General features: G+C 60.2%; 16 protein-coding genes and 1 pseudogene. 9 read left to right on the top strand and 8 right to left on the bottom strand.

Going from position 1 to position 12085, the window contains the following annotated elements; genetic code table 11:
- Positions 1-260: 260 nt before the first annotated feature.
- Positions 261-737, bottom strand: coding sequence for an Hsp20 family protein (locus EET67_RS24430; RefSeq protein WP_128628784.1), 477 nt, complete (start codon positions 735-737; stop codon positions 261-263).
- Positions 738-967: 230 nt separating this feature from the next.
- Between EET67_RS24430 and EET67_RS26550 the strand changes: the two genes are divergently transcribed.
- The gene (locus EET67_RS26550; protein ID WP_342634689.1) at positions 968-1093 is read left to right on the top strand and encodes a hypothetical protein; all 126 of its coding nucleotides are present in this window, start codon (positions 968-970) and stop codon (positions 1091-1093) included.
- 216 nt (positions 1094-1309) lie between these two features.
- A complete protein-coding gene (locus tag EET67_RS24420; RefSeq protein ID WP_128628783.1) occupies positions 1310-1639 on the top strand; it encodes a DUF982 domain-containing protein in 330 nt (109 codons plus the stop codon).
- Here EET67_RS24420 and EET67_RS24415 read toward each other — a convergent pair.
- Positions 1623-1901: an usg protein gene (locus tag EET67_RS24415; RefSeq protein WP_128628782.1), complete on the bottom strand. Its 279-nt coding sequence runs from the start codon at positions 1899-1901 to the stop codon at positions 1623-1625. The genes EET67_RS24420 and EET67_RS24415 overlap by 17 nt on opposite strands.
- A gap of 19 nt (positions 1902-1920) precedes the next feature.
- The gene (locus EET67_RS24410; protein WP_245451222.1) at positions 1921-2268 is read right to left on the bottom strand and encodes a hypothetical protein; all 348 of its coding nucleotides are present in this window, start codon (positions 2266-2268) and stop codon (positions 1921-1923) included.
- Between the two features lie 345 nt (positions 2269-2613).
- Here EET67_RS24410 and EET67_RS24405 point away from each other — a divergent pair, with 345 nt between their 5' ends.
- The 6 genes from EET67_RS24405 to EET67_RS25790 all read left to right on the top strand — a co-directional run bounded on the left by EET67_RS24405 (position 2614) and on the right by EET67_RS25790 (position 7617).
- Complete coding sequence (locus EET67_RS24405; RefSeq protein WP_128628781.1) at positions 2614-2928, top strand: co-chaperone GroES; 315 nt, start codon at positions 2614-2616, stop codon at positions 2926-2928.
- Between the two features lie 60 nt (positions 2929-2988).
- On the top strand, positions 2989-4617 hold the full coding sequence (gene groL / locus EET67_RS24400; RefSeq protein ID WP_128628780.1) for a chaperonin GroEL: 1629 nt from the start codon (positions 2989-2991) through the stop codon (positions 4615-4617).
- A gap of 66 nt (positions 4618-4683) precedes the next feature.
- Positions 4684-4905 (top strand): hypothetical protein, encoded by a 222-nt coding sequence (locus tag EET67_RS24395; protein WP_128628779.1) that lies wholly within the window; start codon positions 4684-4686, stop codon positions 4903-4905.
- 199 nt (positions 4906-5104) lie between these two features.
- On the top strand, positions 5105-6109 hold the full coding sequence (locus tag EET67_RS26245) for a DUF982 domain-containing protein (protein WP_128628778.1): 1005 nt from the start codon (positions 5105-5107) through the stop codon (positions 6107-6109).
- Between the two features lie 473 nt (positions 6110-6582).
- The gene (locus EET67_RS24385) at positions 6583-7089 is read left to right on the top strand and encodes a YciE/YciF ferroxidase family protein (protein ID WP_128628777.1); all 507 of its coding nucleotides are present in this window, start codon (positions 6583-6585) and stop codon (positions 7087-7089) included.
- A 360-nt stretch (positions 7090-7449) separates the two neighbouring features.
- A complete protein-coding gene (locus EET67_RS25790; RefSeq protein ID WP_165900034.1) occupies positions 7450-7617 on the top strand; it encodes a hypothetical protein in 168 nt (55 codons plus the stop codon).
- A 27-nt stretch (positions 7618-7644) separates the two neighbouring features.
- On the opposite strand, the gene EET67_RS24380 is transcribed toward EET67_RS25790, so the two are convergent.
- The gene (locus tag EET67_RS24380; protein WP_210211166.1) at positions 7645-7995 is read right to left on the bottom strand and encodes an Lrp/AsnC family transcriptional regulator; all 351 of its coding nucleotides are present in this window, start codon (positions 7993-7995) and stop codon (positions 7645-7647) included.
- Positions 7996-8214: 219 nt separating this feature from the next.
- Positions 8215-8313 (bottom strand): TA system antitoxin ParD family protein, encoded by a 99-nt coding sequence (locus tag EET67_RS26240; RefSeq protein WP_245451218.1) that lies wholly within the window; start codon positions 8311-8313, stop codon positions 8215-8217.
- A 388-nt stretch (positions 8314-8701) separates the two neighbouring features.
- On the opposite strand from EET67_RS26240, the gene ligD reads away from it, so the two are divergent.
- On the top strand, positions 8702-9763 hold the full coding sequence (gene ligD, locus EET67_RS24370; protein WP_128628776.1) for a non-homologous end-joining DNA ligase: 1062 nt from the start codon (positions 8702-8704) through the stop codon (positions 9761-9763).
- 462 nt (positions 9764-10225) lie between these two features.
- Here ligD and EET67_RS24365 read toward each other — a convergent pair.
- The 3 genes and pseudogenes from EET67_RS24365 to EET67_RS24355 form a co-directional block, all read right to left on the bottom strand.
- Positions 10226-11264, bottom strand: a pseudogene (locus tag EET67_RS24365) (IS256 family transposase); the annotation flags it as partial.
- A gap of 139 nt (positions 11265-11403) precedes the next feature.
- Positions 11404-11640, bottom strand: coding sequence for a hypothetical protein (locus EET67_RS24360; RefSeq protein WP_128628775.1), 237 nt, complete (start codon positions 11638-11640; stop codon positions 11404-11406).
- A 349-nt stretch (positions 11641-11989) separates the two neighbouring features.
- Positions 11990-12085 (bottom strand): transposase domain-containing protein (locus EET67_RS24355; protein ID WP_133308888.1); only part of this gene is annotated, 96 nt, incomplete at its 5' end.

Below are 12085 nucleotides of genomic sequence, written 5' to 3'. Positions count from 1 at the left end.
TGTGCAACCCCGACCAGCTTCGCCTGATCGGGCGCTCACCGCCGTGCCCTTCATCAACCCAAGCAGGGGGTCCCTTTTACGCGAAAATACGGGGTCCCGATTCCATGGTCATTGACAGGTTGCCGTTGTTGCGGCCCCAGGGGATCAGATCACGTACGCTCATCGTGTTTCTCCTTTCGTGTCTTGATGTGTGCTTTCAGCAAAGCTCAGCCAGGAGCCGGACGGGAACGTCCGGCTCGAAAGGTGGGCTTCATCGTGCTTCAGGCAGCCTGCTTTTCGGCCTCGATCTTGTGCTGCACGACATTCGGCATGGCTGCAGCGCTGCTGATCTCGATCCGGCGCGGCTTCATCTCTTCGGGAAGCTCGAGTTTGAGATCGACCGTCAACAGGCCGTTCTCCAGGCCGGCTCCGGTGACCTTCACGTGGTCGGCCAACTGGAAGCGGCGCTCGAACGGCCGGCCGGCGATGCCGCGATGCAGGTATTCGCCAGTGTCTTCGCCAGACTTCTGGCCTGACACGACGAGCATGTTCTGCTCCTGCGTGATCGACAACTCGTCCTGGCTGAAGCCAGCCACCGCCATGGTGATGCGGTAGTCGTCCTCGCCTGTCCTTGCGATGTCGTAAGGCGGCCAGTTGTCAATCGTTGCCACCCTGTTCGCATTTTCGAGCAGGTCGAAAACACGATCGAAGCCGATGCTCGACCGGTAGAGGGGGGAGAAGTCGAATGCCGTTCTCATAGCCATATCCTCCATTGAGCAACATGGGTACGAGGAGCGCCAAGAAGCTGGCGCTCCCTGACCATGCCGGTCCTGTTCAGCGACCGGCTCCACTGAGTTAGGAATCGCGTTTCGGAGCGTCAAGACCCATCCACGACGAGTCCAAAAATGCCGTCGGAACATCGATCAGCCATCCGGAGTTTCTACACGTCACTTAGTCAGAATGGGTCGCTAATACTGGAGGCTGGACGATGGCGATTACACGTGACGAGATCATATCCATCCTTGGGCCGGTCGACGACGAATTCGTCGCCGAGCTGATGGGGACCGGAGCATCGATCGAGGAACTCAGGGGAAGCTTGGGGCTGGCTTCATGACGAGGCTCTGATGGGTGCAGGGCGCCCGCTGCCGGGGACACGTGTCGGCAGGTTGGTCGAGATGCTGGAACCGGACGAGGACGAAGCGTAGCGCGTCGTCTGGGCGGCGGACGTCTTGAACTCGAGCCGCAAACTGACCATGTCGTTTTCGGGAAGGGGAGTTTCGCCCCTTCCGGTTGCTTCTTCGAAAAGACGATCAGAATGTTGGAGGAAGTGATGAACGACGTCGCGTTTTCGGAACCCATCATCCTGCATTTGCCCGGCATGGGCGCCCGCAAGGTCGCGACCAGCTTTGAGGCGATCGAATGCCTTCAGAACGAATGGCCGCAATGGGCGCGTGGCAGGAACTGGCGCAGCGCGCAGTCAGCCTGTCGCGATGCGCTCGACGGATGGTGCAGCGCGAAGGCGGCACGGCGGAGCTTCGTCAAGGCCGCCGATCGGGCGGGGCTGTTGCCGGGCCGGCGGCAGTCGAGCGCGCCGGCTTGGCACCGGCCTGAATCCGGCGAGGCGAGCCTGGTGGCTGCGGGGCTCAGTGGATCGCGATGATGCCGTCCACTGCCTTCCACTCGGACGGCCGGATCAAGCGATGGTGGGCAACGCGCACCGAGTGCAGCGCGCCCTCCAGCGTTTCCTTCCAGTATTCGAGGAAACCGCGCAGTTCGGGAAAGTCCGGTGCAAGGTCATACTCCTGCCAGACATAAAGCTGCAGCAGGCCCGGATGGTCAGGCATGTGGTAGTGAATCTCGGCGGTTGTCAGCCCATACCCCTCCATCTGCATCCGGAACTCCCGGCTCACGACTGCTGCCATTCTTCATCCTTTTCTTGCCTCATGCATCCAATCGTTGCCGTTCGGGTCGGCGCTTTGCCTCGTTTCGGTCTTGAACCGCTGAACGTGGTGCGTCGAGCCGCTGCAGCGCTTCCATGATTGCGTCGAAAGACACCGGCCGGCGAGCGCTGGGCGGTTGTCGCAGCGCCGGCATGGATTCCACCGCGCAGGCTTCCGAAGCCCAGGATGAGAGGATTGCGCGTTTTTCTTTCAGGTCGAGCGCGCTGTCGCGCAACACATCGTCCGGGTGGTCGAAATGGCGTCCCGGCGACAGCAGCCGGTCGAGCGCAACGTCGTTTGTTTCAGGTGCGAGTGAAGGGATGATCTTCGAAAAATCGGTTCGGCTCATCGATTCCTCCTTTCCGCTCTGCCGTTCCAAAGCTCCGTTTCGATCTCAATTCGAGAAGCGGTGCATGCTGCCCGGCGCTTCTCCGATTTTGTTCGACTTCGCGAAAATTTCAAGCCCCGCCGGACAGCCAGAACGGAAAATAGCTGCATGTTTTCATAATGCTAGCGCTCGATAAAGGCGAGTACCAAAAAAATTCGCGGCGCCTCTTGAAATGCTAAAATCGGAAAACTAGCTCGAAATGCGCGCGATGCCTGATGAAGGGTCGCCGCGCCCCACACCGGCCCGATATTGCCGGTCCGGTGTGGAGGAACTTCAAAATCTGTTTGTCCTTGAAGGAGAACGAAAATGGCGTTCCGTCCATTGCACGACCGTATCCTAGTCCGCCGCATCGAAGCCGACGAGAAGACGACCGGCGGCATCATCATCCCCGATACTGCAAAGGAAAAGCCACAGGAAGGCGAGGTCATCGCAGTCGGCCCCGGCGCTCGGGACGGCAGCGGGAAGCTGGTCGAGCTCGATGTGAAGGTCGGCGACCGCATCCTGTTCGGCAAGTGGTCCGGCACCGAGATCAAGCTCGACGGCGAGGACCTGCTCATTATGAAGGAAAGCGACGTGATGGGCGTGATCGACCAGAGCGTCGCGTTCAAGAAGGCCGCGTGATCGGGTTCAGAAGAAGCAAACCAGTCAACGAAAGCTGCCTAAATTTGAAGGAGTGATCCAATGGCTGCCAAGGAAGTCAAGTTCCATACCGAGGCCCGCGAAAAGATGCTGCGCGGCGTCGACATTCTCGCCAACGCCGTAAAGGTGACGCTCGGTCCGAAGGGACGCAACGTCGTCATCGACAAGTCGTTCGGCGCCCCACGCATCACAAAGGACGGTGTCACCGTCGCCAAGGAAATCGAACTCGAAGACAAGTTCGAGAACATGGGCGCTCAGATGGTGCGCGAAGTCGCTTCGAAAACCAATGATCTTGCCGGAGACGGCACCACGACCGCGACCGTTCTGGCCCAGGCAATCGTCAAGGAAGGCGCCAAGGCTGTCGCATCCGGCATGAACCCGATGGACCTGAAGCGCGGCATCGACAAGGCGGTCGACGCGGTGGTGGCCGAACTCAAGGCCAATGCCCGCAAGGTGACGCAGAACAACGAAATCGCCCAGGTGGGCACGATCTCGGCTAATGGCGACGGCGAGATCGGCCGCTTCCTGGCAGAAGCGATGGAGAAGGTCGGCAACGAGGGTGTCATCACCGTCGAGGAAGCCAAGACCGCGGAGACCGAACTCGAAGTCGTCGAGGGCATGCAGTTCGATCGCGGCTACCTGTCGCCGTATTTCATCACCAACCAGGACAAGATGCGGGTCGAACTCGACGAGCCCTATGTTCTGATCCACGAGAAGAAGCTCGGCAACCTGCACGCAATGCTGCCGTTACTCGAAGCAGTGGTGCAGTCTGGCAAGCCGCTGCTTATCATCGCCGAGGACGTCGAGGGCGAGGCCTTGGCCACCCTCGTCGTCAACAAGCTGCGTGGTGGCTTGAAGGTCGCGGCCGTCAAGGCTCCGGGCTTTGGCGACCGTCGCAAGGCAATGCTGGAGGACATCGCCATCCTCACCGGCGGCACGGCGATCTCGGAAGATCTCGGCATCAAGCTCGAGAACGTGACGCTCCACATGCTCGGCCGCGCCAAGAAGGTCGTCATCGAGAAGGAGAACACCACCATTGTCGACGGTGCCGGCTCCAAGGCCGAGATCGAGGGCCGTGTGAAGCAGATCAAGGCGCAGATCGAGGAAACCACTTCCGACTATGACCGCGAGAAGCTGCAGGAGCGGTTGGCCAAGCTCGCCGGCGGTGTCGCGGTAATCCGCGTTGGCGGCTCGACCGAGGTTGAGGTGAAGGAGCGCAAGGACCGGGTCGACGACGCGCTGCATGCAACGCGTGCAGCCGTTGAGGAAGGCATCTTGCCGGGTGGCGGCGTGGCGCTGCTGCGCGCTGCGAAGGCACTGGACAACGTGCAGGTCGACAACCCCGACCAGAGGACCGGCGTCGAGATTGTGCGGCGGGCGATCGAGACGCCGGCCCGCCAGATCGCCGAGAATGCGGGCGCGGAAGGTTCTATCATCGTCGGCAAGCTGCGCGAGAAGACCGATTTCGCCTGGGGCTGGAATGCCCAGACCAACGAGTTCGGCGACCTTTACAACCAAGGTGTCATCGACCCGGCCAAGGTCGTCCGCACCGCGCTGCAGGACGCCGCCTCCGTCGCGGGACTGCTCGTCACTACCGAGGCGATGGTAGCCGAGAAGCCGAAGAAGGAAGCCGCCCCAGCCATGCCCGCTGGCGCCGGCATGGACTTCTGAGGAAAAGTAAGGTGTTCCGCGTCCCGTAGTGGGGCGCGGGTGCTCCATCAAGACAAGCGAGGTTGAATGAACATGATATCTGGCATCGGGTCGGTAGCGTCTCCGACGCGCCCGCCGAGCGATTTTCTGGCCCATGAAACCGAGTGCCGCGACGCCTTGAGGCCCGCAATCGAGGGTCTACTCGACATGGCCGTGTCCGCCGGCTGGAACCGGCGGACCGCAGCATCCACGCTCATGTTCCTCGCCGCGCAGCATGTGTCCGCAGCGAGGTCCGAAACCGAGACGTAGACGCAGCGGCCCTCCCCGGCTCAGGAGAGAATGAACGGAGCCCGAGGCAGCCGACCCAATGGCTGCCTTCGGTCGATAGACGAGACGCAATTTCGGCGTGATCGCGTGTTTTGCAAGGCGGAAAACACATTGTCGCAACCGAGTTCGCCGCTCGTGTTGTTCACAGCTGCCGGCGGGCTCTAATGTCAGTAGGCGCGGGATGGTGATTGCAAGGCTGAAGGATTGGCTGAAAGTGTTGAGGTGGTCCGAAGAGGATCTTGCCGAAGAACTCGGTTGCGAACCGTCGGATGTAAGAACCTTGTTTGACGGACGGAGGCGTCCACCGCTTGCACTAATGGCATGGCTCGAGACGCTGGTTAAGATACACAAGACCTTGCCATGCCCGCGCCTGAACGGCCCGATTAATGCCACCGCGACAGACATGGAGACAATCTTGCTCGCTGCGCGGCCTCTCTCACTCCCGGCTCTGCGTGAGGCCCAACGGTGGACAGCCTCCTCACGTCGATCGATCGACGTGAGATACTCTGGGGCCCGGCTGCTACCATCGCACCGCCCGTTACAAACGGATCACACCACGGAGCACGTTCTCTTTGAAAGCCCCGTCGCCGTTTTTGACGGGATGGGCGTACCGACAATGATCGGGAGCGTCACAGACGCTTGCAAGCTGCTTCAGGATTGGCCTGCGGCCAGTCGCAACGGGACCCATATGGTCGCTCTGAATGCTTGCAAAGCGGCCGCCGAAGGCGTGATCGACGGGGAGACTGCGAGGACGACTTTTATCGCCTTCGCGCGCCGGAACAATATTCTAGTGCCGGAAACTGTTTCGCTCTCCGCATCAAGGCGGATGGGCTCGCTGCCAGGGCAAACTACCGGCCGTAACCCGATCCGTCCACGCTTGCCGCAACCAGGCCATGAGAAACTGGAGGAAGTGATGAACAAGAACTTCGACAGTCCCGTCTATGTCAGGGACGGAGCAATCACCCTAACGATCGACGACATCTCTGGTGCCTTGGCCTTTATGAGCAAGTGGCCGACGGATTATCGCGGTGTGGTATTTGAAACTGTTCGATGGGGCTTTTACGCTGCGCACCAAGGGCGGCTTTCCGTGGAGACTGCCCAAAAGAGCTTCAAAGGGTGGGCGAGAGCCCTTGGCATCCTCGTGGAGTCGCCTGGGCGCTCGACCCACACACTTTTGGCGGCATGACAGTCCATCCATTGTTTCGGAGATCCACATGAAGGGTACATTTGAACGTCCCACAACGATCTTTGTTGGCCTTGGCTTTCCGCGCCAGGTCACAGTCCCCCAGGAGGCTTACGAGCTTCTGAATGAAAGCCCACTCGCATGAGAGGGCCGGCGCAGTCTGCGCATGGGCAGCCTCGCTGAGCGCAACCAAAGCGCATAGGGTTATCATCTTGTTCATCTAGTCACTCCGTTCGTGAGGCTTCGAGCGGAGGGAACGGGACTTTGGCCAATTGGTTCAGTCGACCAGACCGGAATTAGAAAAAAGCGGCAGCTTAGCGCGTGCGCGTAAGTTCTCGCGCTTGGCAGATAATCGACGCTCTGTCTGACGCGAGCTGGAAATGCGGCATGGAACTGGGTCGCCTGTCGCTCGTTGAATTGGCTCTGTCACGCTTCGTGACCCACCGTCCACCCCAGTTTAAAGAAGGACACTGAAAGTGACCAAGGAAAAGACGTTAGACGACCTGTTCCACGACACCCTCAAGGACATCTATTACGCCGAACGCAAGATCCTGAAGGCGTTGCCCAAAATGAAGCGTGCTGCCCAGTCGGCCGACCTGAAGGCTGCATTCGACAAGCATCAGCAGGAAACCGAAGGACAGGTCGAGCGCTTGCAACAGGTCTTCGAGATGCTGGGCAAGCGCGCTCAGGGCAAGACCTGCGATGCGATCGAGGGCATCATCGCCGAAGGCGAAGAGATCATGGACGAATTCAAAGATACGGCCGCCCTCGACGCCGGCCTGATCTCAACCGCCCAGGCAGTCGAGCATTACGAGATCACCCGCTATGGTACGCTGAGGCGCTGGGCGAGTGAATTGGGCATGGCCGACGCGGCCAAGCTGCTCGATGCCACCCTGCAGGAAGAGTCGAAGACGGACAGCGACCTCACCAAGCTGGCCGACGCTTCCGCGAATGATAGGGCAAAAGGCAGGAGCGCCGCCTGACAGCAGAAGGACCCGGACCATGTCCCGGGTCCTTTGCTTTGCGATAGGAGGCACGAATGCTTCTTCTAAATCTGCATCACATTGCACGTGAGGGGGGCGGTCTAGCTCCCGAACTCTTGAAGTTGCTTGCATATCACAGCGCGATGGCGGGCGACCCGAACATCGTCCCGTTGCGACACTTCAATCCGGGCATTCCGAATGCGGCAGGGCATCCGCCAGGCAATTCGGGGCGCGGTTTTGCGGGAAGATCACCATCGCCGCCGACGGCACGGGATGCCCGCTGCGGCCCCGACATCGAACGCCTTGCTCCACCGCGGCCTCGTAGACGCCGCACCCAGTCCACATGACGAGGGAACTCCAATGGCGCGCACCCCAGCTACCACCTCCGACAAGGCAGCCATCCACGACCAAAAGCTCATCCGCGGCAATGGCGGTGAGCTGGATCAGATTGCCGATGGCGAAGTTCTGACGACGGCCCAGATGATGCCAGTCAGCATTGTATCTTCCTCCATTGGCCTCGGTTCGTAGGCGCGCGCGCCCAACGCTGCCGATGGCTTAATGTCCACCTTGCGTCACGGCGGTCATGCGGCGCGGATTCTCAGAGTTCCACGAGTCTGTAACGGGCGTCGACTGCACGACCGAAGAGATGGTCGCGCCGAATGGCACGATGCGGTCGATAACGGCTTCCATTTCAGCCACGTTGCACACATGAGCCCGCGCCACGAAGCAGTCGTCACCGGAGACCCTGTCCAAGCCACAATCTGAGGTGTCTCGCGGTTCGCCTCGATCATGTTCTTCATCCCGCCCGGCAAAAGGCCGTCCCCGGATCAGGATCGTCAGGCCGAAGCCGAGGCGTGAAGGATCGATCCGCGCGCCGTAGCCGGTGATGATGCCCACATCTTCCAAACGCCTCACTCGATCCGCGACGCAAGACCGAACATTTTGCGCCGAGTGAAGAACTCGTGTTCATCCGCCGTCGGTTTAGCCATCTTGACGGCGAATTCGTCCATCCAGCGCGGCTTCCCCCTCTTTGAGTTCGGCCGTGTCGAGCCGTCCCTTGAGCACCAGCTTGACCCGGCCATAGTCGAAAGTGCTGGAATGTTCGAGTGCCCGACCAATCTTGAGCTAATAGGCGATCTGCCCTGCTACAGACCGACTCTGAAGTTCGGCGTCCTTGCGGACAAGTGCCATTATGTCGTCAGCGAGTTTCACGGACTGAGCCATATTCATCTCCTGCGTGACTGCATAAGTAGCAAAATGCCACATGAAAATCATCGTGCGAAAGGACGATCCGCTGTTGATGTCGACAGGGCCTGAGAAGACTGACTTCATGGCCAATATTTAGTGACAAAGAGATCGAGACTAAAACGCAACGCCTGCACATGATATGCGACAGATAAGGTCTGCGACGGCGGTCATCGTCGAGGTCCGCTTGCAGATCCCGGTTCCTTCGGACCTCAAAGCTGACCGGCAGACTTTGTCTGACGGTCTGAACAGGGGCGGCAGCTAACTGCAATCCAGTCCTCCACAACCAGACTGTTCGGCCCCAAGGGTGTCTTGAAGTAGGTGAAAACCAGCAAGCCTTCGACGTTCTTCGGCATATAATGTCCCAATGGGAAAGCCACCCAGAATATCATCCATCGACCTGCGGCAAGAGCCGGAAGCTGCGCTCAGGAGCCGTGCGCCAACGCCCCGTGGCCCGCGGCAGCCGCTTTTGCCCTTTGATGCCATGCCGGAACGGGTGGAGCCTTGCCTGGCCCTGCTTGCGGCCAGGCCACCAAACGGGCCAGCGTGGGTTTTCGAAGTGAAATGGGACGGCTATCGGCTGGCCATTCATGTCGAGGCCAAAGGCATACGCATCCTGACCCGCGGTGGCCATGACTGGACACACCGCTTTCCTGCGATTGTGGAGGCTGCGCAAACCCTCAATGTTTCGACACTGATCCTCGACGGCGAAGCGGTTGTCCTCGACGACCAGGGCCGCTCCGATTTCGGCGCGCTCCAGCAGGCACTGGGAGGCAGAGGTGGCAAGCGGCACGCCAGTGAAGCTATCCTCTATGCGTTTGACCTCCTGTATCTGGACGGCATGGACCTCCGCCGCATGACTCTTTCCGAGCGTCGTCATCTGCTGGAAGGCGTCCTTGACGGCCAGACCGGTGCCGTCCGCCTCTCCAAAGAGATCGGCGCCGATGGCGAAACCTTTCTGAAAGCGGCCTGCGAACACGGCCTTGAAGGCATGATCGCGAAGCACCGGGACCGCCCCTACAGATCCGGCCGTCCCGGTGATTGGCTGAAGATCAAATGCATCCAGAGCGAAAGCTTCCTCGTTGTCGGCTATGAGCCCTCGACGAAGGTGCGCGGTGCGATCGCCAGCCTGCTTCTGGCCGCCAGCGCTGGAGATGGCCTGGTCTATGTCGGTTCGGTCGGAACGGGCTTCAAGGCTCACGAAGCCGTGGCCTTGAAGAAGCAGCTCGACGCCATAAAAACCGACATTCCGGCGGTTGTGGTAAAGGGCAAGAACCTTGTCTTTGTGCGGCCGGCCCTGGTTGCCGAGGTGGAGTTCCGAGCATGGACGCGCGAGGGCCAATTACGCCACGCATCGTTCAAGGGGCTGCGGGACGCTGCGGACTGTGTCGAATTTTTCAGGTTCAATCCGACACCGGGCGTTTCATGATCGCGTCGCTGCCGACCGGATGTTCTTCTGCAATTCCATGGGTTTGATCCGTCTCGCAGACAGTGCAATATGTTTCCGAAATCTGGGACTACCGCCTCCAGAGGACCATATCAGCCTTATTGGATCTTAGGTGTCGGCGCAGCTCAAGGATTCGCCCGCGCGGAGCTCTTCAGAAGGCGAAGGATTGACCGATGAACCCTTCGGACTCTGGAGGTGCAAATTGGCAGCAATGCGTCTTCAAATTGGCCGCTAATGATGTCTTTGCCGCCTTCTAAACGCCGCCATCCAAATCTCGAACACGAGGCGCACTGCCGCGTGCCGGGCGGACCCAGGTCACGTAATGTTCATCGCCACATCCAGCGTTGTTTCCGTTTCTTTCGCAAGAAAGGAAATCGGATCGTGCCCCATCGCGTGGTGTAACTGAGGCAGGGCCTCCACGCATATCCGGCTTGGCCGGGTGGGTCAGCGTGCGGGGACTGCCGGCAGGCTTGACGAGGGGATCGTCGCTCAACGGGGCGACGGATTCTAGTGTCATGTATCTGGCGCGCTGAACGGCCCATTCGTCGTTCTGCTCGAGTAGGATGGCGCCGACGAGCCGTATGATGGCGTCCTCGTTGGGGAAGATGCCCACGACCTCGGTCCGGCGTTTCACCTCGCCATTGACGCGCTCGATTGGGTTGTTGCTGTGAAGCTTGGCCCGGTGCTCCCTGGGGAAGCTCATGTAGGCGAGGACGTCGTGCTCGGCTTCATCCATGATGGTGGCGAGCTTGGGCACCCGAGGGCGGATCTGGTCGGCAACCGCCCGCCACTGGGCGCTGGCGGCCTCCGGGGTTTCCTGGGCGAAGGCTGTGGCGATGAAGGCGCTGGCGACCCGGCGGCCGCTCTTGCCGGCATGGGCCAGAACATTGCGCATGAAGTGCACACGACATCTCTGCCAGGTGGCGCAAAGGACCTTGGTGACAGCAGCCTTAATGCCCTCGTGGGCATCCGAGATCACCAGCTTCACGCCGCGGAGTCCGCGCCGGGTGAGCTTGCGCAGGAACTCGGTCCAGATCGCCTCGGCTTCCGAGGTGCCGATCTCCATGCCCAGCACCTCGCGCCGGCCATCGGCATTGACGCCCACGGCCATGATGGCAGCCACCGAGACGATGCGGCCACCCCGGCGTACCTTGAGGTAGGTGGCGTCGATCCAAAGATATGGCCAGTCACCCTCGATGGGGCGCTCCAGGAAGGCTTTGACCTTGCCGTCGATCTCCTCGCACAGCCGGCTGACCTGGCTCTTGGAGATGCCGGTCATGCCCATGGCCTTGACCAGGTCATCCACCGAGCGGGTGGAGATGCCTTGGATGTACGCCTCCTGGATCACCGCCGTCAGGGCCTTCTCGGCCATGCGCCGCGGCTCGAGGAAGCCAGGAAAGTAGCTGCCCTTCCTAAGCTTGGGGATGCGCAGCTCGACCGTGCTGGCCCGCGTTTCCCAGTCCCGCTCGCGATAGCCATTACGTGGTCAAAGGATGGTTCCCGGGTCTGCTGTCAGTAGGTTATGCCGGTGAGCGCTAAATAGAGGATTGAACCCGGCACCGCTATCGCGATTGCGAGCAAAACCCAAGCAGCTGGGTTCGCGTTCAGTCTGGCTATATATTTCATGATTTTTGACTCCCGCCGTTGCCATTCCAACTCTGTCTGATCCTCTGTCCTGGTATTTTTTCGAGATGCCCAAGCGCATCCATGATACCTGCACGGACCTTTTCCAGAACCTTGCGATCCGCTTCGATCGCGTCTGCCGCCTCCTGCAGCATTTCAACCACCTCGTTCTTGGTAAACTGCTCTGAGTTTGCGGCCATGGCACGAAGGTCGTGCACGATGTCGTGAGTGATCATGTGGCGGCTAGCCACAAGTCCGTGTGTGAACCGTGACGTCAGCAAGTTCGGCTTCTAGTTCTGAAATTCGATCGGCAGCGACCCGCATGAGCTGGTCGGCGGTAACGATGTATGGAAATTCGCCATCAATCTCAGCGTCGGCATGCCGACGTAAACGCTCAACAAGGTAATCAGCCGGGAGAGCAGCCAAGTAAGCCCGAATAGAAGCGGCCACGCCGGCTGCAAGCTGTGTTGAAGTAGCAAGGGTCAGTTCGGACCGAAGGGGGGGCATAAGATTTCACCGACGCCAAGTGCGCCGAAACTCCGGCTGCCAGTGCATTTTCATCCGTAAGCGGGTAGCCGCGGCCGTTCAGGCTTTGAAGTTCCAGGGCATGAGATCGTCGATCCGGGAGATCGGCCAGCCCTGGGCAATGCGCTCGAGGGTCTGGGCGAGCCAGGCGTGTGG

The sequence above is a fragment of the Borborobacter arsenicus genome (assembly GCF_003934165.1).
Lineage (GTDB): Bacteria > Pseudomonadota > Alphaproteobacteria > Rhizobiales > Rhizobiaceae > Pseudaminobacter > Pseudaminobacter arsenicus.
This window is presented reverse-complemented; position numbering and strand designations above follow the sequence as displayed.

Bases quoted from the DNA above. Each gene is read 5' to 3' on its own strand.
- EET67_RS24430 (WP_128628784.1), bottom strand. From the start codon at position 737: ATGAGAACGGCATTCGACTTCTCCCCCCTCTACCGGTCGAGCATCGGC.
- EET67_RS26550 (WP_342634689.1), top strand. From the start codon at position 968: ATGGCGATTACACGTGACGAGATCATATCCATCCTTGGGCCGGTCGAC.
- EET67_RS24420 (WP_128628783.1), top strand. From the start codon at position 1,310: ATGAACGACGTCGCGTTTTCGGAACCCATCATCCTGCATTTGCCCGGC.
- EET67_RS24415 (WP_128628782.1), bottom strand. From the start codon at position 1,901: ATGGCAGCAGTCGTGAGCCGGGAGTTCCGGATGCAGATGGAGGGGTAT.
- EET67_RS24410 (WP_245451222.1), bottom strand. From the start codon at position 2,268: ATGAGCCGAACCGATTTTTCGAAGATCATCCCTTCACTCGCACCTGAA.
- EET67_RS24405 (WP_128628781.1), top strand. From the start codon at position 2,614: ATGGCGTTCCGTCCATTGCACGACCGTATCCTAGTCCGCCGCATCGAA.
- groL (WP_128628780.1), top strand. From the start codon at position 2,989: ATGGCTGCCAAGGAAGTCAAGTTCCATACCGAGGCCCGCGAAAAGATG.
- EET67_RS24395 (WP_128628779.1), top strand. From the start codon at position 4,684: ATGAACATGATATCTGGCATCGGGTCGGTAGCGTCTCCGACGCGCCCG.
- EET67_RS26245 (WP_128628778.1), top strand. From the start codon at position 5,105: ATGGTGATTGCAAGGCTGAAGGATTGGCTGAAAGTGTTGAGGTGGTCC.
- EET67_RS25790 (WP_165900034.1), top strand. From the start codon at position 7,450: ATGGCGCGCACCCCAGCTACCACCTCCGACAAGGCAGCCATCCACGAC.
- EET67_RS26240 (WP_245451218.1), bottom strand. From the start codon at position 8,313: ATGGCTCAGTCCGTGAAACTCGCTGACGACATAATGGCACTTGTCCGC.
- ligD (WP_128628776.1), top strand. From the start codon at position 8,702: ATGGGAAAGCCACCCAGAATATCATCCATCGACCTGCGGCAAGAGCCG.
- EET67_RS24360 (WP_128628775.1), bottom strand. From the start codon at position 11,640: ATGATCACTCACGACATCGTGCACGACCTTCGTGCCATGGCCGCAAAC.